Source organism: Streptomyces sp. NPDC055955 (assembly GCF_042270245.1).
Lineage (GTDB): Bacteria > Actinomycetota > Actinomycetes > Streptomycetales > Streptomycetaceae > Streptomyces.
Map to the genome: position 1 here is coordinate 66895 of NZ_JBHJYS010000031.1, position 19198 is coordinate 86092.

Consider the following 19198-nt stretch of genomic DNA (forward strand, 5'->3'; position numbering starts at 1 on the left):
TCAGCCCGCTCATCGTCCTTCTCGCCGTCCTCATCGCCCGTTAGGAGGCCCCCGTGCTCAACCCCTTCAAGTCCAAGCAGGCCGCGCCCGCGGCCGACGACACGCCCCGTGAGTGGATCACCCCGCGCACGGCGGTGACGGCGTTGCTGCTCGCGCTCACGCTGGGCGTGGCCGCCGTCAGCGTCTTCGTGAACTTCACCATCCTCGACCCGCACTTCGGTGCCTGGGCCGTGCCCACCCTGGCCGCGCTCGACATCCTCTGGGTCGCCTTCCAGGCCACCGAGATTCTGGCCGGGAACCACAAGCCCCGCGCCAGGCGCGTGCTGTGGGCCGGTGTGGTGCTGACCGGCATCACCGCCGCAATCCCCACCGCGGACCTGATCCTCAAGAGCACCGGCAGCGGCACCTTCGACCTGGCCGTGGTCATCGTGCCCGTGGCGATCGCAGCGACGAAGATCGCGTGGTGGCTGATCCTGCCGTCGCTGGGGCGCCGGACATCGCCGGCCACCCGCCGCTCCATCGCCGACTCCCGCCAGACCCTGGCCGACCGCCTGGAGACGCTGGAGGCAGAAGGCGCGGCCCGGGTCGAGTTCCTGGAGGCCGCGGCCAGCATCCGCAAGCGCGTGACCGAGGCAGAGACCCAGTACCGACTCACGGTGCTCGAAGCCGAGGACGCCGCACACGGGGCGCTCAAGGAGCAGGCCACCACGACGAACGCGTCTCTCAGCGAGCCGCTCCCGGACATCGTCCACGCGATCGAACTGCCCGCCCTCGGCACCTGGGACCCCGCCGCCCCGATGGCTCTGCCGTCACGGCCGCGTGCCGGTTCCGTCACGCCCGAACTGCTCCCGTCCGGTGACGGCACGCAGGTCAACGGCGGTCCCGGCACGATTCCGGCACGGCCGCAGGGCGCGCCGTACACGCTCGACGAACTGGCTTCCGTTGCGGGTGTGCCGGTTCCGGCACCCGCACAGAAGCTCAGTGACGCGCAGATTCGGGTCGTCCTGCGGTGGCTGCGCCACGGCACGAACCCGCCCGGCGGTTACCGGCCCGCGAACGGACAGTTCCGCAAGCACGGCTTCGTGGCGGCGGAGGACCGGCTGCGGGAGCAGTGGCGCGAGGTCCTCGCCCAGGAGGGCGCCGACGAGGAGGAGACCGAGGACGAGCAGCAGGAAGTCTGAACCTTCGTCACACACCCGGCATACACCGGTTGGGGCCAGGCCGCGCGATGCGCGGCCTGGCCCTTTCCGCGACTGCCGGACGTAACGCAGTCGACGGTGCAGACCCGGCGAGTGACCTGGCGAGCGATCTTCGCGTCGCAGACCCAGGGAGCAGACCCGGCGAGCACCACCAGCTTCACCACTGAACGGCGGTCAATTGCAGAGAGGGAGGGGCATGGGGAAGAAGCAGGCCAGCGAGGACCTGTCAGCACAACTGGCCGGAGGGATCGGCGGCCTGGTCGTCGTCTTCGGCATCCTCGGAGCGATCAAGGACAAGCTGGGGCTGTCGCTTTGGGCAACGGCGCTGCTCACAGCCGGGTTCCTCGTGCTGCTGGGCTATGGCGCCTGGAAGCTGCGAACAAGCTTGCTACGGCTGCTCAGCAGCCAGGCACGCCCCGGCCCGGACAAGAGCGCCACCGAGGCCGTGACTGCTGCGGAGGAGGCAGAGAACAGCGTCCCCGCGCACCCGGAGCTCACATCGGCGCTGCGCACGGCCGGAGTGATCGGCAAGGACGAGAACATCCGGGCCGACGAGGCAACGGTCACGCAGGTGCGCACCGGCACGGAGTACGACTTTCTCGTGCCCAAGGGCCGCACGTACGCCGACGTCGAGAAGAAGTTGGGCAACGTCGCCGGCACGTTCGGCGCGTCCCGCCAGGCGACCAAACTGGAGCGCTCGCGCGACACCGAGCGACGCGCGCGCCTACTGGTCCTGCACGGCCCGCCGTTCAGCGAGCCGTTTACGCCGCCCACCCGGCAGGAAGTCGAGACATTCGCCGGAGTTCCTCTTGGGCATGACGTCGTGGGGCAACTTGCTGGAGTCCCCACATTCGACAAAGCGTCCATGCTGGTCGCAGGCATGACTCAGATGGGTAAAACCACTCTGGTCAACGGTCTCATTACCTGTCTGCTGATTGCGTACGGGGAATTCGACCTGTACCTGCTGGACGGGAAGTTCTGTGGCCTGACGCGCTTCCAGAAGGTATCCCGTCGCTACGAGGCGTCCGATGATCCTGCCGTCATGGAGGACATGCTTGACGAACTCAACGCGCGCAGCGACGGGCGGTACGAAAAGATCCGGGAAGCGGTTCAGAAGCGCCAGAAGGCGCCGACGTTCCGCCCTGTCTTCTTCATCGTCGACGAGGCCGCGGACTTCTTCGCTCACGACGGGTCGACGGCGGGTAAGGAAGAGGCCCGCAGGATCGCAGAGAAGGCGCGGTCGCTCGTCTCCAAGTCGCTGGAATCGGGCATCGGAGTTCTGATGCTCACGCAGCGGCCAGAACAGAACGCCATCCCCGTCATGGTGCGTGAGCAATTCCTTTACCGGCTGTGTCTGTATGTGGCGTCGGAAGGGACGGCAAAGGTCGCTCTCGGAGACAACTATTTCGAGACGGTCGCCCCGATCAACCCGACGCTTCTTGACCCGGGCGTGAAGGGGCAAGGGGTTCTCTTCGCCGGAGGCGCATCCACTCTGATTCGGGGATTTAATTTCTCGGATGAGTTCATCTGGAGTGTTGTGGATGAGGTCCAGGGGCGGCAGCAAGCCGCGTTCGAGAAGGCGCCCGAGTCGCCGCGCAAGCAGATCATCGAGCTGATGCGCGATAAGGGTGTCAATTTCCTTCCGACTCTGGACATCGCGCCGGTGCTCGGTGTGACGGACCATCGCCCTTCTGAGGCGGGCAAGGAGGTCGCGAAAATGCTCGGAATGAAGTCGGAGAAAGACGATTCGAGTACGGCGCGCGGCTTCAAGCTGGCCTCTCTGCTGGCCGCGGAGACGTCCGGCGTGTGACCTGTCCACGAGCCTGCCGGACGTCCGTCTGACGCCCGTCCAGAGCCTGTCCGGGCCCGTCCGCCACGGACGGGCCCGGACAGGCTCCGGCGGACCCTCGGCAGACCCCAGGCAGGCTCCCGGACAGGCTCAGAACACTGTCTGAACAGCGAAAACAGCTAGACCAACGGGAAAGGGGGTCCCTTTGCGATCCGGCGTCGCTCTCACGGCCGGCCTGGCCGCAGCAACTGCGGCCGTCGCAGTGGCAAGCCTCATCCAGGTCGCTGGCAACGATCCAGTGGTCAGCACGGCGCTCAGCCTCTCCGTCCCCGCCAAATACAGAAGCCTGGTCGAGGAGTCCGGACACACCTGTTCGGCAATCAGCCCGAATCTGTTGGCCGCGCTTCTCACGCAGGAATCGGGATTTAATCCCGATGCCGCTTCGCCTGTCGGCGCGCGGGGCATCGCTCAATTCATGCCGTCCACCTGGGAAAACTTCGGCGTGGACGGTAACGGCGACGGGAAACGAGATATCTCGAACCCCAAGGACGCCATCCCGTCGGCGGCCAAGTACCTCTGCAACATCGCCGACGACGTCAAGGATGTTCCCGGAGACAAGCAGAAAAATATGCTCGCCGCCTACAACGCGGGGACAGGCGCCGTAAAGAAGTACGGCGGAGTGCCTCCCTACAAGGAGACGCAAAATTACGTTCGGTCGATCAGTGCCCTGGCCAACACACCGGCAGGGGGGAAGTCGGCCAACACCGATCAGGTCGCTACGGCAATCAGTGCCGCAAAGGAAATGATCGGCAGGCCCTATTCGTGGGGTGGTGGAAAAGCGAGCGGGCCGAGTACGGGAACCTGCTGTTCCCCTAAGGGGTATTCCGGGGAAAGTACGGTGGGATTCGATTGCTCAGGGCTCACGCTCTACGCATACGCCAAGGCTGGAATCTCACTCCCCCGCACGGCCGCCCAGCAGTACGCGGCCGCCGAGCCGGTAAAGCCCGGAGATGTTCGCCCCGGAGACTTGATTTTCTACGGATCAAGTCACGGTGCAATTCATCACGTCGGAATCTATGTCGGGAACGGCTGGATGATCGACGCACCCCGCCCCGGATCCAATGTCCGGTACGACCCCATGGACACCATGCCCGATGTGATCGCGGTCGGTCGTCCCGTAGCCAGCAACAACAAGGAGATCTGAAATGCGAAACTTCGTCACCATCGCCAAGCCGCAGGACCTCAGCACCGGTTTCTCCGACTTCTTCAAGACGATCGGGCTGACCGGTGGCGGCCTGGTCACCAAGGCCATCGCGGCGGTGATCGTCGTCATCGCAATCCGAATGCTGCTCGGGGCAGCCAACAACCCGCAGACCGCGCTGCGGAAGGGAATGCTCGGCGTCGGCACGCTCTTCGTGGCCATCGTGCTCGCCCTCTACGGCGACACCCTGTTCTCCACCGTGACGCAGGCGAAGGGCTGATGACGCATGTCCGATCCGTGCGACATGATCAAAGGCCCCGGCCGCGAATACTGCGAGCGCGGTAACGGAGACGGCCCGCCCGACGTACCCAGCCCCCACGGTGGCGGGGGCGGCGGATTCGTCGGCGGCGCCGCCGACAGCGCTAAAGACATGGTCGACGACTTCCTCGGGGCGATCAGGGGACTGATCGCGCCGAAGGACGCGTGGGCGCCCAAGACCCCGGACAACGCGGTCTACGCCTCGTTCATGTGGCTCGGGCAGCACCTGGCCGTCGCGATCTTCATGTCGGTAGTCGTCGTGTGCGCCCTGACCGCATGGCAGGGCGCACCGCGCCTGAAGCAGATGGGCGCCTCGACCGGCTGGACACTCACCGCCGTGGCCGGCATGGCGTCGGTCCCCGGCGCGGTGATGCTGCTGAACCGGGCCGTCAGCACCGCATTCAGTCAGGCATTCGGCAGCGACGAGGGAACCTTGTTCGGCACGATCCGCGAGGACCTGAAGAACGGCGCGGACGCCAGCAACCCGCTGGCCCGCTTCCTCATGCTCTGCGTCCTCGTCGTGTTCCTGGGCATCGCCGTGCTCGTTTTCATGACCCGCCAACTCGGGATCTTGGCATTCGTCTGCATGGCACCCCTGGTGTTGGCCTCGCTGGCACGAGGAGGCGACATGGGTGCCGTCAAGACGTGGGCAATGCGCCTGCTGGGCCTGATCTTCGCCCCGTTCGCGCTACTCCTGATCGCCCCGTTCGTGCCCGTGGTCAAGGGCTCGATCGTCATGGACGCCGTGCTGCTCGTGGTCGCCGACATCATCATGCTGCGGATGATCTTCTACGGCATCCCGTACTTCGGCCCCCGGCTTGCCCGCGCGGCGCGCGGCTTCGTGGAGAACCGCACCGACAACCGGCTGGTACGCACTGCCGTGCGCGCGGGCGTTCCCGACTTCTACGAACAGGAGGACACACCCCGCCACGCGCGGACCGTGATGACGCCCCGTAGGGCGATGCGCGAGGACGGCGGCCAGCTGCTCGGCTCCTACGGCATCAAGATCGCTCAACGTCCTGGCCGACTGACCACGGCCTCCGCCGTGGCGCAGGCCCGACGCGAAGCCGGAGACCGGGCAGCACGGCACGAACCGATCATCCAGGCACGCCGGCAGGCGCGCGCCGCCTACAACGCGGCCGCAGGTAACCCCAGTTCGGCCAACACCGCGTCCCGTACCCCACGGCCTGCAACCACCCGACCCGCACCGACACCCCCGCCCCCGACCCCGCCGCGCACTCCGTAACCGCGGCTGCTCATGGTCCCGGGCGCCCGCGTCCCGCTTCGTCGGGAACTGCGGGCGCCCGGGGCCATGGTCTGCCGGGCCCGGAGGACCACAGCACAGCCCGCACGGGCACCGACCGTGAAGGAGCTCCCGCCCATGTACTCACTCACTCCCGGCTACCGCATTCCCGCCCTGCAGCGCGGCCTGAGCCCCGCTGAAACGCTGCTCACCAAGGCCAACGCGCTCGCGGGCAGCGCGGTCCTGATGTCCGCCATGATCGCCCCGCCGCCCCCCGCAGCATTCGGCGCTGTCGGCGCGGCCGCCCTGGTCCTCAACGCAGCCCCCGGACCGCGCTCCCTCGGCAGGTGGGCCGCAGTCGGCTACCGGCGACTGCGCGAGCGGACGTCGCCACGCACGATGACCGAGCGCAGCGGCTCCACCGTGACGTGGGTGCTGTATCCCGACCACGGCACCATGCACGATCCCGCCCGCCGCGCGGCCTGGCACGCCGCGTTTTCCCGCGCCCTGACCCACACGGCAGGGCAGGCCCGCAGCGCAGGCATTCAGGTGCACGTCACGCACCACGCGGAAGTCGGTGAGTACACCGACCACACACAGACGCTGTCCGTCCACGTGCCCAAGTCCCTCGGGCACCCGGAGCGCATCCTCGACCTCCTGGCCGGCGAGTTCGGCCGCCTCGGCTACCTCGACCAGGCGGAGCCCGAGCCGGTCCCCGATGTCATCGAACGCGGTCCGGGATGGGTGCAGCTGGAGGACGGACGCTACGCCGCCACGGCGCGCATCACACGCTGGCCCGACGTCACCGACGGCGCACTGATGACCAACATCATCATCGGCAATCCTCTCAAGCGGCACACCCAAGGCGGCAGCCGCAGCGAACGGCCGGAGTTCTGGGACTTCAACCGCAGCCTGGCCGTGCTGTACCGGCCACTGCCTGCTGGTCAGTCCCGCCGTTCGGCGCGCTGGCAGTCCGCTGCCGGAAGCGCCTTCACCACGGACAAGGTGAAAGCAGCCGCCAACGAGGCCGCCGCCGGGACCACACAGGGCGCACTCATCGAGGGCGACACCCTCGTGGACCTCGACGCCTACCTGACGGTGTGGGGCGACGACCCCGACACGGTGATGGACGCCCGATGGGAAGCGTCACTGATCACCGACCGGCACCGCATCGGCCTGGACTGGCTGCCCGGCCAGCAGCACCGCGCCCACGTGATGACCACCCCGCACGGAGCCTCGACACAGAAGGGGGCCATCCTCTGATGATCCGTCTCGCCACGTCCCACGCAGCGATTACCGCGCCCCTCGTCGCCAGCGCCTCGGGGTTCCCCGGCATCCCGATCGGCCGCTCTCTCCTGGACGAGCGACCGTTCCACCTCTCCCCTGTCGTCGTCGACACGCACACCCTGCCCTCAACCAACTCGATCGGTCTGGGAGGTCTCGGTAGCGGCAAGAGCACCACGGGCAAGGTCCGGATCCGACGGGAGATCACCGAGAACGGGCACCAGGCCGTCGTCGTCGACAGCTTCGGAGAGGACAACGCGACCGGCGAATGGCGCCCCCTGGTCGAAAGCCTCGGCGGCCGCGTCATCGAGGCCGGCGCCTTCACCCTCAATCCGGTCAGCGACTTGTTCTCGCCTCAGGTCCGCGAGCAGCTGGTGCGCTCGCTCATCCTGGCCAGTGAACCCGATGCACTCGACATCCGCGCCACCCACGCTCTCCAGCACGCGCTGACCCACCCGAAGGCCACGCACCTCAACGGCCTCGTGCGGGCCTTGGTCGATCCGGAAGACGGCCAGTGGTCCGCAGCCCGGCTCGCCGAGTGGGGCGAGATGACCGCGATGGCCCTGTCGCGTTACACCGAAGGGTCGCTGCGCGGCATCTTCGACGGTCTCGACTCGTCGCTGCCTCCGACCGATCTGCCCATCCTCAGCTTCGACTTCACCACCCTCGACCGCAATTCGCCCGCGATCCCGTCGCTGATGGCCGCGGTGGCGTGCTGGGTCGAACAGATCTGGCTGCCGCAGTCGACCGCGGTGCACCGGCACCTGGTCCTCGAAGAAGCCTGGCAACTGCTGCTCTCGCCGGCCACCGCGGAACTGATCCAGCGCCTGCTTAAGAACAGCCGCAAGGCCGCGTTGGAGCTGAACGTACTGATGCACACCCTGTCGGACCTCGGGGAGGGACGGGCGCAGGACCTGGCGCGGCTGTGCGAGGTCGCGCACGTCGGGCGACTCGGCCCAGAAGAAGCAGCCATCGTCGGCGCGATCCTCGGCATGCCGCAGGTGCTCATCGACCGCATCCCCGAACTGGGGCCCGGCCAGGCCGTCTGGAAGGTGGGCAGCGGCTACTTCGACATCATCCAGACTGTCATCGACGAGGAGGACACCAAGCTCACCGACACCGGCACCCGGCGCCGTGCCGCGCAGCAGGCCCACGCCGACCGCCACGCCGCCACGATGTCCGACCCCGTCGTCGAGGTCGGACAGGAACAGGACGCAGCCGACACCGACGAGGGCCAGGATGCCGACGGCGAGACCGCGCACTTGCCTGCCCAGGTCGGCGAAGAGCCCGTGTATGAGGCCGAGATCGTGGACGACGGCTGGGACGACTGGGAGCTGCCTCCGAACGTCATCGACGTTGACGTTCCCGTCGAGGTCCCGATCCCGCACGCCCGGGACCCCCGTCATGAACGAGCCCTCCAGGCCGCGCGCGAGGGACGGTTCAGTGAGGCTGCGGGCCTGGCCGCGATCGGGGAGCGGGAGGACATCAACACCCACGGGTTCATGTCGGCTCAGGTAGCGGCCTGGATCTCCACCCGCGCCGATATCGCAGAGCTCTCCGGAGACCACAGCCAGGCCGTGCAGCTACGCGCTAACGTCGTGCGCATGGGCCAGGAACCTCAACCCGCACCGTGGTTCGAGCAGACCGACGACACCACAACACCGGGATGGCACACCGTGCCCGAGCCTCCCGCCTCCGACCCGGACCTCGAGGTCGAGGGCGAGACGCAGCGGCCACCGCGCCGCCGCGCCTGGCCCTACGTCGCCGCCATCGCGGCACTCGGCATCATCTCTGCGGCCATCTGGCAGAACGCCAGCGACGCCCAAGAACATCAGCAGCGCACGGCCACGGCTGCGGAGTACCGCGGCCGCGCCACGGCGGCACTGTCCATCGACGGCGTCAAAGCCGACGTCGTCGGACGATGGAGCAGCGACAAGACGCGCGTGATCCTGGAGCTGCGCTCGTACTTCGACGCCAACGCTCGCTTTCTGCGCATCGACGCCGACGGGAAGACCGCGAGCACCATCCGCAAGGACGGCTGGTACCCGCGCGACCCCGAGATCGAGCTGCCCGTGGCCGACCCGCTGGCCGACGTGACCGTGCGCATCGCCGTTGGCGGACGCAAGTGGAAAGAGGGCTCACGCGCTCAGTCCATGACCGTGCGCCTGTCCCCCACCGGAGCCGCGTTCGACGGCGACAGCGGCAAGCGGCTGCCGTCCAGCCTCTGATCCGTACCAAGTCCTCAAGGGCCTGCACCCCCACGGGGTGTAGGCCCTTGAACGTCTGCCCCCAAGCCCCCACCTGCTGAGGAGATTTGCCATGCCCGGATCCTCGCGAGTCCAGGTCGTCGTCATCCGGGAACGCACTGGCCTGCCGCTCACCCTCCAAGCCGTTGTCGCCGCGCTACTCGTGCTGGCCGCGCTCCAGTTCGCCCAGACGAACAGAGCCGCTGACCCGCAACGTGCACCCCACTCCACCCACAGCACCCCGGAGACCGCACGCTGACCTCCGGCCGACCCGCCCGGCCCTCGCACCCGCATGGAGCGAGGACGCGGGCAGGCCGTCCGGCCTTAAGCACGACCCATGCCCCCGACTAAGGGAGACCAGCTTGCCGCCCCCGCCGAAAGTGATGGGTGTGCTGATAGAACCGCCGCAGCCGACTTGGTGGCGCGCCAATCGACACAAAGTCATGGCCGCCCTCGGGCTCTTCCTCGGCTACCTGATCGGCACCCACCTGCACGGCGCCCCCGACCAACAGCCGCAGCACCCCCGCCCGGGCCACACCTCCCCGGCACCCGCCACCCCCAGCCCGCACCGCACGCACACGCCCGCCTGAACCGTCACCCGCTGCGCCCCGCCGACCGTTCGGCGGGGCGCAGCGCTGTGCGCCAACTTGGAGGCACCACCGTGCTCACCTCCCGCCCGCGTCGCCGCATCGGCCGCCCCCGCCCGCACGTCCCCGGCCCGCGATACCTGCGCTCACAGCGCTCGCTCCCCGCGCAGTGGAGGGGCTGACCATGGCTCGCAAGTCCAAAGTGCCGGCCCCGCTCCTGACGTCCGGGATGCTGCCAACTGGAGTTCACGCGGGTTCCGTGAGGACTTTGGTACGGGGAATCATCGCAAGTGAGCAGGTGGGGGCGTTCTCGCTGCTTGTCAGCCGTGCGTTTCAGCTTCTTCGAGTTACTGGCAGATTGTGCTAGTTCGGCCAGTAACTTGCGAGGCTGTAGGGGATTCAGGAAGCCGCCGCCGTCTGACGTTGCTCACCGGGCAGCCGGACGACGGCGGTGCACACGGCGCCGACGTGCCTGAATGTGCCGCTGCTTACTCGGCTCCGTTCCTGCTCAGGGCAGTGATTACGTGATCCAAGTCATTCGGCATCACGGCAATGAGAACAGCGCCTTCGGAGGAGTTGCACTCAACGATCCTGGACCCACCGTTGATCTTCATTGCTTCGCGCAGCGAAGGTGAACGCAGGCTGACCTGCCGCAACCCTGCCGGAAGTGATAGTGCCGCCCCGGCCTTGGTGCGGGGCTCCCAGGCCATCGTGGAGGGGCCAATCAACATTCTCCCCCGGAGCCACCGGCCTGCAAGCGAGGGATGACTGAGCATGCAGGGAACCTTGATCACACTTCCCTGAGCGGCACTGTCTGCACGTTGCTTCGCCTTCCGGCGAAACAGCCACCCCGTCAGCCCGGCCGCTACGAGGAGAACCACTAGTTCGATCACTGGAGCATTCAAGCAGCGCTCAACCCGAGTGCCCACCCCCTCAACGGCTGGCCACGACCAGCAGGTTCGCTTCCGGTCGACCTTCAGAATCCGCGAACCCGCTGGTTTCCGAGTACGACCGAGGCGCCGTTCCGCCCCACCTCCTCACGCGCTTACAGCTGCGCGAGCAAGGCATGTCCCCCGGCGGGCAGCCCATCGTGGGAGTGCTGCGTTGCAAGGCGTGCGCCTTCCGGCCCGGATACGCCTGCATCCACCCCACCCGGGCCTGGCTGCTCGACATCCGCCTCGCCCGCCCGAAGCGAATTCCCACGCTCGCCCAGGAGTGGGCCCTCGACCGCGCGGAATCCGCGCGCCGGACATGCCCGCTGTGCCGCCGCAGGTACGACCACCGGCTGCCTCTGCGCCGGATCGGGAGCTGTGACCCCTGCGCGCGCGGCTACGAACCCACCCCCGGCACCTACATCTATGAGCAGCCACGACCTGCGAGTTCTACTCCATGGCATTGACCCGCGCTTACCTAGGCGTCACAGGGTCGGAGCACACTCCCCGGCGCTGTCGCTCTGGGTGATCTCATCGACGACACGAAGGCTCGCCGCGCGGGCGCGCATGAGCTGGCCGCCGAGCTCCGCCTCACGGGGTAGGGCAAGTTCGGGCAGCCGACTTTGGCGCGGCTTCCTACACCAAGCCTTTGTACGTGCTCCGGAAGACCAGCAGCGCGCAAAACTGCGCGGCCGCGTAGGACGACTCCGGCGAGCCGTAGGTGCTCACGCTTTCCAGCCGCCATCCCTGACCCTCGACCTGATCGATGACCTGAGCCAACAGCGGCTCCGAAGCAAAGGCCGAGGCGGGGTCACTGATCGGCACACTCGCCGAGAACACCCGCCCCCTCGTCGCGCGCGCCTCAGCGGTGACCGTGCTCACCCAATCGGCCACGTGCGTCTGCTCGTTCATCACGCCACCATCCCACGCGGCCAGGCCTCACCGGTACCGGCCGGACACCCGCGCCCCTGGCACCCGCCGGGGGCTTTCTCATGACCTCTGGAGAGACCATGTTCCCGCGCTACACCCTTGCTCCAGCTCAGCTATCCGGCGACGTTCTCGGCTGGCAGCTCCACCGCGACGGCCGGTTCCTCGACTGCCACGAGACATTCCTGGACGCCTTCGACCGCGACCTGGAGGCCGCCATGGACTGGGCGGATCAGGTCACCGGCGCGCGCCAGGACTGGCGCCACACGCGCGCCGGCGGGCCCGACCGATGGACGGCCGTCCACAGCCCGCAGGAAGACGACGGCCCGACGTCTGCGGACGCGGACCTGATGCGCAGCATCCAGCCGGGCACGCTCCTCGTAGCCGTGGGCGCAGCGGGCTCCGGGAAGTCGACGTTCGCGGCCGCGGCCGCCGACGTCGCCACGGTCGTCTGCCTTGACGCACTACGCGAAGAGATCAGCGGAGACGCGGGCGACCAGTCCGCTACCCCGGCCGCGGTCGAGCGCCAGAACCTGCTCTTGGAGCAGCACTTGGCCGCAGGCACCTCGGTGTTCCTCGACTCCACCAACGTTGAACCCGGCGTCAGGGCGCAGTTGGTCGAGCGAGCACGGCGCCACGGCTGCCCGATCGTCGCGCTGCGTTTCCTGCCGCACCTTGACACCTGCCGGGCCCGCAACGCCGCGCGGCCCGCCAACCGGCAGGTGCCCGACGACGTCCTCGTCTGGCAGCACACCCTCGCGCTCGCGGCCACCCCCAAGGCCCTGCTCGCCGAGGGCTTCACCGCCGCGCACGACATCGTCACGCCCCTCTGACCACCAGCTCGCAGCGCTCGGCCTCGGCCAGGACCTGGCGGGCGAGGGCGACGCCCTGTGTCCCAAGAGGTCAAGCGCGCCGACGTCTGGTCCCTGCTCGACGGACGCGACGTCCTGGTGGTCTCCCTGTCCGGCCTCGATGAGGCGTACGGGGCCGTCCTCGGACTCGTGCTGCACCCCGCCGGCCGCTACCCCGGCACCGTGATGTCCGTCGTCATCACCGACCCGATCCCCTGCACCGCGGTCGCGGTACGCCCTGGCCCGGCCTGGCGATGCGCAGTCGCAGGCCAGGACGTCCAGGAGCTGCCGTTGCCCGTCCCCGTCGGCGGGCAGCTCGGACCCTGGAAACCGACACCGGACCTGCTCTCGCAGGTCCTCCAGCAGTTGCCCGACCTGCGGCCGTGACCCGCGAGCGAGACAAGAAGCCGCCGTTCGAGCCGGGCTGCGTCCCGGCTCCCGGCGGCCTTCTCGACTGGCGCGACAGCCAGCACTACGACCACTGGCAGATGCGCCCCCTGCGCGCTGTGCGAGCAGCCCACACCGCTGCGCTCCCACTCCAGAGAGCCCGCTCACAAGGTGTGCGCTGAGTCCTGGATCTCCGAGCACCCCACCGAGACCCGCCTCGGGAGGTTCGCCTCCGACGTCCAACCCAAGCGCCGGCGCGACGACAACCATGCCTGAGCTCCTCCACCTGGAGGCCCCCGTGAACAACACCTCGCAGCACGACGACCCCGCCCTCGCCTATCCCGAGCCGCCGGCCTCCCCGCTCTGGCACCGGGACGGCCCGAAGGCCAAGCCCCTCACGCCCGAGCAACAGCGCCGCAACTGCGAGCTCCTGCTCCGCGCGCAGTACACCCCCCGACCCCGCTCCCCCCGCACCACCAAGACCCTGGCGGAGGCCAGCTGATGAACCACCAGACGCATCCCGCCGCAGACGGCCACGCCGACGCGATCCCGGCCCCCGGCACCGTCTTCGACCAGTTCACCCGCCGCATCAGCAACGTCACCACCCAGCTCACCAGCCTAGGCATCCCGCTCACCGTGACGACCGACGCACCGCCCGCCGACCCCACCGACCCGTGGACCAGTACGTTCCCCATCACGGTCGACCGCTCCACCCTCGCCTGGCGTACCGCCGCCCAGATGCTCGCCGACCACCACCACACCGACATCGACCGCCAGGTCCTCGCGGCCGACGCCCTGCTGCGCGAGATCGGAGTCCGCGGCCTCGCCCAGCTCCACTCCGACATCCACCACGGCGCCCCCATCGACTACCGCTTCACCCCCTGCCCCTACTGCGCTGGCATCGGCGAGGACCCCAGCCGGCCGGACTGCCAGGACGTCGGTTGCGCGCCGTGGCTCGAGTTCGCCGGACACGATCACCTGTGCTCGGTCTGCCGCTACGAGGACTACCAGCCCCAGTACTTCGCCGAAGAACGGCTGAGGGAGCTGGAGGAGCTACTCGCCGAAGGCATCAAGGACAAGGCCCCGTCCCGCTCCCGGCTCGTGACGTGGCTGCGCCGCCCGGAGCCGCATCTGTGAGTGCTGGCTTCAGAGCGGTCGCCAACGCCGCTCACCAGTAGCCGCTGAGAACACAGAGCGCCGTGCCCGCCTCCCGCGTGGGCACGGCGGGCTCTGGCACGACACCTTCACAGAAAGGATGAAGATGCTCTTCCTCGTTCGCCATGCCGAATCCATCGAGAACGCAACCAAATACACCGGCTTCTACGACAACCCTCGCCCTTGGACCGGGCCAGCTGCGCATGCCCTGTCCCGGGACGTGGTTGGCCTGACGCCCCGTGGCTTCCTCCAGTGCCTGTGGCTGCGGCAGACGCTGGGGGACCTGACCGGAACCGGACCCGACCCGGCGATCCGCACCTCGCAGTACCGCCGCGCCCTCGACACCGCCGCGCTTGCCATGCCCGGCCTGCCCTTTGAGATGACCGAGCTCCTCAACGAGCAGCACTACGGCGCAGCCACCTACATGACCAAAGACGAGCTGTTCGCCACCTATCCCGAGGGGACGGAGGACCGGCAGACCCGCAAGCACCTGTGGACGCCTCCCGGCGTCGACGGCGAGTCCCTCGCCTGCGGTGTCCTGCGGCGGGCCACGGCCTTCGTTGACGGCCTGCACACCGAGCTGGCGGCGGATGTCGTGGCGTTCACGCACCACACCGCGATCCTCGCGCTGCGCGCCGTCCTGGAGCGCCGGCCGGTGACCGAGCTGGTCGACGAGGCCCGTGTGCGCAAGACACCCAACGCCGCCGTCCTGGTCTACGAACAGGTCGACGGCCTGTTCCACGCCCGCGGCACCATCCAGCCTGACTGCTGAGGAGGCCGCGGCCATGAACGTCCTGTACCTCAACGGGCCCGTGCAGAATGGCCCCTTCACCATCGCCGAACGGCCCGGCAAAGCGGCCGGTATCCGGGCAGCGGACGCACTCAACACCCTCCTTGACACCGGGCCAGTCCCGCATCTGTGGAACACCGTCACTCTGACCGGGGACCTGCGCCACCGTGATGCCCCCGACCGAGACACCGTCCGTCGCCAGGAACGGGAGGAACGCGCGATCGCCGCCAAGTACGGGCCGGGCGCGGCCCCGGCTGGTGGCGTCCTCACCGACACCGCGCCCGTCGTGGCCGCCCTCGCGCTGGAGATGACCGAACGCCTCCTTCTGGAAGGCGCCTTGGCGGTCATTCCCGCTGCGGTCCATCTCTGCGCCCGCTGCGGTCACATGACCGGCTCCGTCGCCCATGACTGCCGGATGTGCGGGCACCAGGGCTCCCGGCTTCACACCCGGCAGTTGCTGGTCTGGGACCGGTCCCCCGGCACTCCGGTGCTCGCACGTGATGACTTCCACGCCCACCGGGCCAGGCCGCCGGGACATCTGCTGACCATTGCCCAGAACGTCCCGGATCGGCTGATCCTGTCCCGCACCCGCGACCACGGCATCAGCCTCGCGCCCCTCGGGCTCGACGGCCTGGTCCTGGACCCGCGGGTCGGCGTGCACATAACCGTGCTGGCCGCTGCTGCCCGGTCCAACGCCGCACAGCCGGTGATGACGGTCACGGAGAACGCCGCGGCGAACGTCGCTGCCTACGGGGCCCTGTTCCGGCGGCACAACGGAACGCGGCTGCGGTACGCGCTGCACGGGCGCATCCCCTACGACGACACCACGGCGCTGCACCGACTGTGCGAGGTGCACCGCGTCAGCCCGGCGCTACGAGAGCTGTTCCTCACCTGGTTCCTGCCCCTGTGCTCACTGCACATCCGGGCGGGCATCACCGCGGCACAGCTCCCAGCCCTGCTGAAATTCTGGCGCCGCGCCCACCTGGCCCGGTCGGACACACCCGGGAGTGACGTCCTCGCAGAACTGCGACGCCGCGTCGCGGCCGGTGATATGCGCTGGGTCATGGACGTGCGGACTCTGTCCCGGGCCATCCCCGAGTTCCCGGTCACCCACGGCTTCGCAGAGGAGCCGGAAGGAGCGAGCTGATGAACGAGAACGAGAGCGGCTGGCGGTTCGTCAAGAAGCGGACTGCCTCCGACGACGGTGCGGTGTACGTCTCCGCCGACAAAACGCGCTACCGGCGCACCGGCGGGCCCGAGCTCCAGGCTGAGACGGAATTCCAGCGCCGGATCGCGGACCTGGGCTACCCGGTCCCGCATGTTCTGGAGGACGGCTTCACCGACGACGGCCACTACTACGTCGTGGAGGAGTCGCTGGGCGACCAGACCCTGCACGACCGGGCGGTTGCCTCACTGGACGGCGGCCGCACCCTGGCCGACGACGTCACCGACACCGCCGCGCAGGTCGCAGCCCGGCTGCTGCACGCCCAGGCCGCCCACCTCGTGCAGCCCACGCCCGGCGCGCTGCGGCTGTGGCTGGACAGCGCCGGGTTCACCCAGAACGTCTTCGAGGAGAACCCGGACCTGGACAACACCCGGACGCACGCCGCGCTCGAGCACGCGCTGGACCGTCTGGGCACAGTTCCGCTGACGGCGGGCCACCTCGACTACGGCCTGCCCAACGTCCTGCCGGCCGGTGTCATCGACTGGCAGCACCACGGCCTGGTCCCACTCGGGTACGACGTCCTCCCGGCCCTGGAAATCATCGCCTTCAAGGGCGGCAACAAGGGCTACACCGCCAGCCCCGGCCAGCGGCGTAGCTACCTCGCCGTGCTGAACGACGCGAGCCTGAACGCAATCGGACAGCCGGTCAGCCAGAACCTGGGCGCATACCTGCTCGTCAAGGCCCTGTTCTTCCTCGCCCTGATGCGGCCCACCGACCCCTCCCGTACGGACAAGCACCTGAAGTGGCAGTACCGCCGTCATCTCTTCACGAAGGGACTCGAGCAGTATGAGTACACCGGGACGGTCGATACCGCCCTCTTCCCCGGCCTCGACGAGTTCGCCGCTGGGCACAGCACTGGCGACCATCCGTGACCGCGACTACCTCCTGGACCGCGCCGGTGTGATCTTCAAAGTCATCGGCGACGTCCATCCCGGCACGCACTTCCTGGGGTACGTCAAGTACTACCCGGACGTCCGCGGCGACCGGGTGTTGTTCGGCCGGACGTACCGGCAGAACAGCGTCGTTTCCAAAGCGTTCGGAATCCTCGCCGACCGGCCCGAGTGCTACATCTACTCCCCCGCCGTGGGGTGCGTCATCACCGGCGTGCCCCGCGAGGACATCGCCACCCACTACTCCTGCCGCCAGACCCTCACCGCACTGCACCAGGACCCCGGCCTCCTGGACCAAACAGCGGTCAGCAACGACCTGATCGACATCATCAACTGGATCGTCGCTGCCGACGCTGCGGACGTCATCGGCGTGACCGGGTCCTTCCTGGTCGGCGCCTGTAACGCCCGCTCCGACATCGATCTGGTTTGCTACGGGCCGCGCGGCTACGAGGCGGCGCAAGCGCTGTTCGCGGAACGCGCCCTCATCTACCCGTATGAGGGCGAGACCCTCACCCGGCTGTACGTACGGCGCGCCAAGTACATGGTGGGAGGAAGCTTCGACGCGCTCATGCGCCAGGAGGCCCGCAAACTGCAGGGCCTGACAGCCGGTGCGGGAGCGCACATCAACTGTGAGCCGCTGAGGGCCGACGGCGACAAGACGTTCGCCGGGGTGGTCGCCAAAGAGGTCGGGGCGATCTCCGTCCTGGCCCGGATCACGGATCACTCCGAGGGCCTCGTCACGCCGGCGCTCTACGGGATCGAAGTGGACACGGTCACGGAGTCCACGGTCGACGAACCGTCCGTCTTCGCCCGCCGCATCACCCACCTCCGCAGCTACCTCGGCGCATACACCGGGGCATTCCGCACCGGCGACGTCGTCTACCTGTCCGGTCGTTTGGTCCACATACAAGGACCCGACGCACCCAGCAGCTTCGGCATCGAGCTGACCCCGTGGTCGGCAACCGAGTCCTTCCTCGCCAACCTGACCCGCTGAGCCATACGTACGGCGCCCACGGCTCACATTCACCTGAGTGCATGAGTGGCCCCCGTCGCCCGGACTTCCACCGGGCGACGGGGGCCGCTTTTGTGCGTCTGGACGGATCAGCTCGAGGTCGCTGCTGACATGAGCTCGCTCGGATCGCTGGGCAGGCGATCCCAGGGAGGTGTCTTGCCGAGCCGCTTGGCCACCTTGCCTTGGGAGCGAGCGGCTCCTCGCCCACGCCGAGGCGCACCTTGGCTGGAGCGCAGTCATCCTCATGATCCGCCGACTCGCTCGGAGAACAGCGGTATAGGACTTGAGTTGGTGGTACTCAGCCAAGAACTGCTGGGCCCCCATATTGCTCGACAGGGCCATCGGCTGTTTGATCGGCTGCCCCCATGACCCCTCAACCTCGCTACGACGATCACGCAGACTGGTACGACACTTTTGTGACCAGCGGAATCGGTCAGCCGATCGCTGAGGCCGCAGACCGGCTGATCGAGAAGCTCCTGGGTCCCGGCCATGGCAAGTGCCTTGATCTGGGGTGCGGCGGCGGTGCCCATGCACCTGCGCTGGCTGCCTTGGGATGGCAGGTCCTCGGGGTGGATGTCTCCCCCCGTCAGGTGGAGATTGCCGGCCGCCTCGGGGTCGACGCCATGGTGGCCAGCGCAGATTCCCTGCCGCTGCCGGACCAGTCCTTCGATGCTGTCGCCACGATCATGACGACTACCGACTTCGACGACCTGGCAGCTGTGTTCCGCGAGGCCTACCGGGTGCTGCGGCCCGGCGGCCGACTGGCGGTCGTGGGCTCCCATCCGTGCTTTGGCGGTGTGTATGTCGAACGTGATGCTGGTGGCGTCTGCACCGTTCAGCCGGGATATCGACGCCATGAGCGAGTGGAACGGCATCCTCTGCTCGGCGATGGAATCCGCAGCCGGGTCGGCGTGGTCAACGTGCCACTTCCCGCGCTTCTCAACACGATCGTCGCGGCGGGGTTCCTGATGGTGGAAACAGCTGAAGATGACGGCAGCCAGCCCCTTCCCGATCTTCTGGGCATTGCAGCACGCCGTCCAGACTCGCCCACCCCACATTGAATCCACACCAGCCACGGTCCAGGCAGAGTCGCGCTGGTAAACAGCGGCGCCGACACGCAGTTTCCACCAGAGCTGACCGCAAACGAAGAAGGCCCCGCTCC

Annotated in this window: 21 protein-coding genes; 20 read left to right on the forward strand and 1 reads right to left on the reverse strand. The window is 68.3% G+C overall.

Translation table 11 applies throughout. From position 1 onward, the window contains the following. Positions 1 to 53: 53 nt before the first annotated feature. From ACFC96_RS41160 to ACFC96_RS41205, 10 genes are all read left to right on the forward strand, one after another. On the forward strand, positions 54 to 1181 hold the full coding sequence (locus ACFC96_RS41160; RefSeq protein WP_376617515.1) for a hypothetical protein: 1128 nt from the start codon (positions 54 to 56) through the stop codon (positions 1179 to 1181). A gap of 214 nt (positions 1182 to 1395) precedes the next feature. Then, a complete protein-coding gene (locus ACFC96_RS41165; RefSeq protein ID WP_376617517.1) occupies positions 1396 to 3009 on the forward strand; it encodes an FtsK/SpoIIIE domain-containing protein in 1614 nt (537 codons plus the stop codon). 184 nt (positions 3010 to 3193) lie between these two features. Then, a complete protein-coding gene (locus ACFC96_RS41170) occupies positions 3194 to 4192 on the forward strand; it encodes an NlpC/P60 family protein (protein WP_376617519.1) in 999 nt (332 codons plus the stop codon). A gap of 1 nt (position 4193) precedes the next feature. Then, positions 4194 to 4469: a hypothetical protein gene (locus ACFC96_RS41175; protein WP_376617521.1), complete on the forward strand. Its 276-nt coding sequence runs from the start codon at positions 4194 to 4196 to the stop codon at positions 4467 to 4469. A 6-nt stretch (positions 4470 to 4475) separates the two neighbouring features. Beyond that, complete coding sequence (locus ACFC96_RS41180; RefSeq protein WP_376617523.1) at positions 4476 to 5753, forward strand: hypothetical protein; 1278 nt, start codon at positions 4476 to 4478, stop codon at positions 5751 to 5753. A gap of 135 nt (positions 5754 to 5888) precedes the next feature. Further along, on the forward strand, positions 5889 to 7013 hold the full coding sequence (locus ACFC96_RS41185) for a hypothetical protein (protein WP_376617525.1): 1125 nt from the start codon (positions 5889 to 5891) through the stop codon (positions 7011 to 7013). Further along, a complete protein-coding gene (locus tag ACFC96_RS41190; RefSeq protein ID WP_376617527.1) occupies positions 7013 to 9262 on the forward strand; it encodes a hypothetical protein in 2250 nt (749 codons plus the stop codon). The genes ACFC96_RS41185 and ACFC96_RS41190 overlap by 1 nt, the downstream gene beginning before the upstream one ends. A 91-nt stretch (positions 9263 to 9353) precedes the next feature. Beyond that, entirely contained in the window at positions 9354 to 9539 is a 186-nt protein-coding gene (locus tag ACFC96_RS41195) for a hypothetical protein (RefSeq protein ID WP_376617529.1), read from the forward strand. 184 nt (positions 9540 to 9723) lie between these two features. Continuing rightward, complete coding sequence (locus ACFC96_RS41200) at positions 9724 to 9870, forward strand: hypothetical protein (RefSeq protein WP_376617531.1); 147 nt, start codon at positions 9724 to 9726, stop codon at positions 9868 to 9870. 991 nt (positions 9871 to 10861) lie between these two features. Continuing rightward, positions 10862 to 11266 carry an RRQRL motif-containing zinc-binding protein gene (locus ACFC96_RS41205; protein WP_376617583.1) on the forward strand — a complete coding sequence of 135 codons (405 nt, stop codon included), beginning with the start codon at positions 10862 to 10864 and terminating at the stop codon, positions 11264 to 11266. A 169-nt stretch (positions 11267 to 11435) separates the two neighbouring features. Here ACFC96_RS41205 and ACFC96_RS41210 read toward each other — a convergent pair whose 3' ends face one another. Beyond that, a complete protein-coding gene (locus ACFC96_RS41210) occupies positions 11436 to 11711 on the reverse strand; it encodes a hypothetical protein (protein WP_376617533.1) in 276 nt (91 codons plus the stop codon). A gap of 80 nt (positions 11712 to 11791) precedes the next feature. On the opposite strand from ACFC96_RS41210, the gene ACFC96_RS41215 reads away from it, so the two are divergent. The 10 genes from ACFC96_RS41215 to ACFC96_RS41260 all read left to right on the forward strand — a co-directional run bounded on the left by ACFC96_RS41215 (position 11792) and on the right by ACFC96_RS41260 (position 19097). Continuing rightward, positions 11792 to 12559 carry an AAA family ATPase gene (locus tag ACFC96_RS41215; RefSeq protein WP_376617535.1) on the forward strand — a complete coding sequence of 256 codons (768 nt, stop codon included), beginning with the start codon at positions 11792 to 11794 and terminating at the stop codon, positions 12557 to 12559. A 57-nt stretch (positions 12560 to 12616) separates the two neighbouring features. Continuing rightward, positions 12617 to 12964: a hypothetical protein gene (locus tag ACFC96_RS41220; protein ID WP_376617537.1), complete on the forward strand. Its 348-nt coding sequence runs from the start codon at positions 12617 to 12619 to the stop codon at positions 12962 to 12964. Beyond that, positions 12961 to 13146, forward strand: a complete 186-nt coding sequence (locus ACFC96_RS41225; RefSeq protein WP_376617539.1) for a hypothetical protein — start codon at positions 12961 to 12963, stop codon at positions 13144 to 13146. The genes ACFC96_RS41220 and ACFC96_RS41225 overlap by 4 nt, the downstream gene beginning before the upstream one ends. 86 nt (positions 13147 to 13232) lie before the next feature. Then, complete coding sequence (locus tag ACFC96_RS41230) at positions 13233 to 13466, forward strand: hypothetical protein (protein WP_376617541.1); 234 nt, start codon at positions 13233 to 13235, stop codon at positions 13464 to 13466. Further along, a complete protein-coding gene (locus ACFC96_RS41235; protein ID WP_376617543.1) occupies positions 13466 to 14101 on the forward strand; it encodes a hypothetical protein in 636 nt (211 codons plus the stop codon). Before ACFC96_RS41230 ends, ACFC96_RS41235 begins: the two co-directional genes overlap by 1 nt. Positions 14102 to 14225: 124 nt before the next feature. Then, positions 14226 to 14891 carry a histidine phosphatase family protein gene (locus ACFC96_RS41240; RefSeq protein ID WP_376617545.1) on the forward strand — a complete coding sequence of 222 codons (666 nt, stop codon included), beginning with the start codon at positions 14226 to 14228 and terminating at the stop codon, positions 14889 to 14891. Between the two features lie 13 nt (positions 14892 to 14904). Beyond that, positions 14905 to 16056 carry a hypothetical protein gene (locus ACFC96_RS41245; RefSeq protein ID WP_376617546.1) on the forward strand — a complete coding sequence of 384 codons (1152 nt, stop codon included), beginning with the start codon at positions 14905 to 14907 and terminating at the stop codon, positions 16054 to 16056. After that, positions 16056 to 17006, forward strand: a complete 951-nt coding sequence (locus ACFC96_RS41250) for a phosphotransferase (RefSeq protein WP_376617548.1) — start codon at positions 16056 to 16058, stop codon at positions 17004 to 17006. The genes ACFC96_RS41245 and ACFC96_RS41250 overlap by 1 nt, the downstream gene beginning before the upstream one ends. After that, a complete protein-coding gene (locus tag ACFC96_RS41255; RefSeq protein ID WP_376617550.1) occupies positions 16921 to 18018 on the forward strand; it encodes a hypothetical protein in 1098 nt (365 codons plus the stop codon). The genes ACFC96_RS41250 and ACFC96_RS41255 overlap by 86 nt, the downstream gene beginning before the upstream one ends. Before the next feature lie 383 nt (positions 18019 to 18401). Then, complete coding sequence (locus ACFC96_RS41260) at positions 18402 to 19097, forward strand: class I SAM-dependent methyltransferase (RefSeq protein WP_376617552.1); 696 nt, start codon at positions 18402 to 18404, stop codon at positions 19095 to 19097. Positions 19098 to 19198 lie beyond the last annotated feature (101 nt).

What these genes read in the sequence shown, in the direction of transcription:
- ACFC96_RS41165 (WP_376617517.1), top strand. Translation starts at nt 1,396, where the DNA reads ATGGGGAAGAAGCAGGCCAGCGAGGACCTGTCAGCACAACTGGCCGGA.
- ACFC96_RS41175 (WP_376617521.1), top strand. Translation starts at nt 4,194, where the DNA reads ATGCGAAACTTCGTCACCATCGCCAAGCCGCAGGACCTCAGCACCGGT.
- ACFC96_RS41180 (WP_376617523.1), top strand. Translation starts at nt 4,476, where the DNA reads ATGTCCGATCCGTGCGACATGATCAAAGGCCCCGGCCGCGAATACTGC.
- ACFC96_RS41185 (WP_376617525.1), top strand. Translation starts at nt 5,889, where the DNA reads ATGTACTCACTCACTCCCGGCTACCGCATTCCCGCCCTGCAGCGCGGC.
- ACFC96_RS41190 (WP_376617527.1), top strand. Translation starts at nt 7,013, where the DNA reads ATGATCCGTCTCGCCACGTCCCACGCAGCGATTACCGCGCCCCTCGTC.
- ACFC96_RS41195 (WP_376617529.1), top strand. Translation starts at nt 9,354, where the DNA reads ATGCCCGGATCCTCGCGAGTCCAGGTCGTCGTCATCCGGGAACGCACT.
- ACFC96_RS41200 (WP_376617531.1), top strand. Translation starts at nt 9,724, where the DNA reads ATGGCCGCCCTCGGGCTCTTCCTCGGCTACCTGATCGGCACCCACCTG.
- ACFC96_RS41210 (WP_376617533.1), bottom strand. Translation starts at nt 11,711, where the DNA reads ATGAACGAGCAGACGCACGTGGCCGATTGGGTGAGCACGGTCACCGCT.
- ACFC96_RS41215 (WP_376617535.1), top strand. Translation starts at nt 11,792, where the DNA reads ATGACCTCTGGAGAGACCATGTTCCCGCGCTACACCCTTGCTCCAGCT.
- ACFC96_RS41230 (WP_376617541.1), top strand. Translation starts at nt 13,233, where the DNA reads ATGCCTGAGCTCCTCCACCTGGAGGCCCCCGTGAACAACACCTCGCAG.
- ACFC96_RS41235 (WP_376617543.1), top strand. Translation starts at nt 13,466, where the DNA reads ATGAACCACCAGACGCATCCCGCCGCAGACGGCCACGCCGACGCGATC.
- ACFC96_RS41240 (WP_376617545.1), top strand. Translation starts at nt 14,226, where the DNA reads ATGCTCTTCCTCGTTCGCCATGCCGAATCCATCGAGAACGCAACCAAA.
- ACFC96_RS41245 (WP_376617546.1), top strand. Translation starts at nt 14,905, where the DNA reads ATGAACGTCCTGTACCTCAACGGGCCCGTGCAGAATGGCCCCTTCACC.
- ACFC96_RS41250 (WP_376617548.1), top strand. Translation starts at nt 16,056, where the DNA reads ATGAACGAGAACGAGAGCGGCTGGCGGTTCGTCAAGAAGCGGACTGCC.
- ACFC96_RS41255 (WP_376617550.1), top strand. Translation starts at nt 16,921, where the DNA reads ATGAGTACACCGGGACGGTCGATACCGCCCTCTTCCCCGGCCTCGACG.
- ACFC96_RS41260 (WP_376617552.1), top strand. Translation starts at nt 18,402, where the DNA reads ATGACCCCTCAACCTCGCTACGACGATCACGCAGACTGGTACGACACT.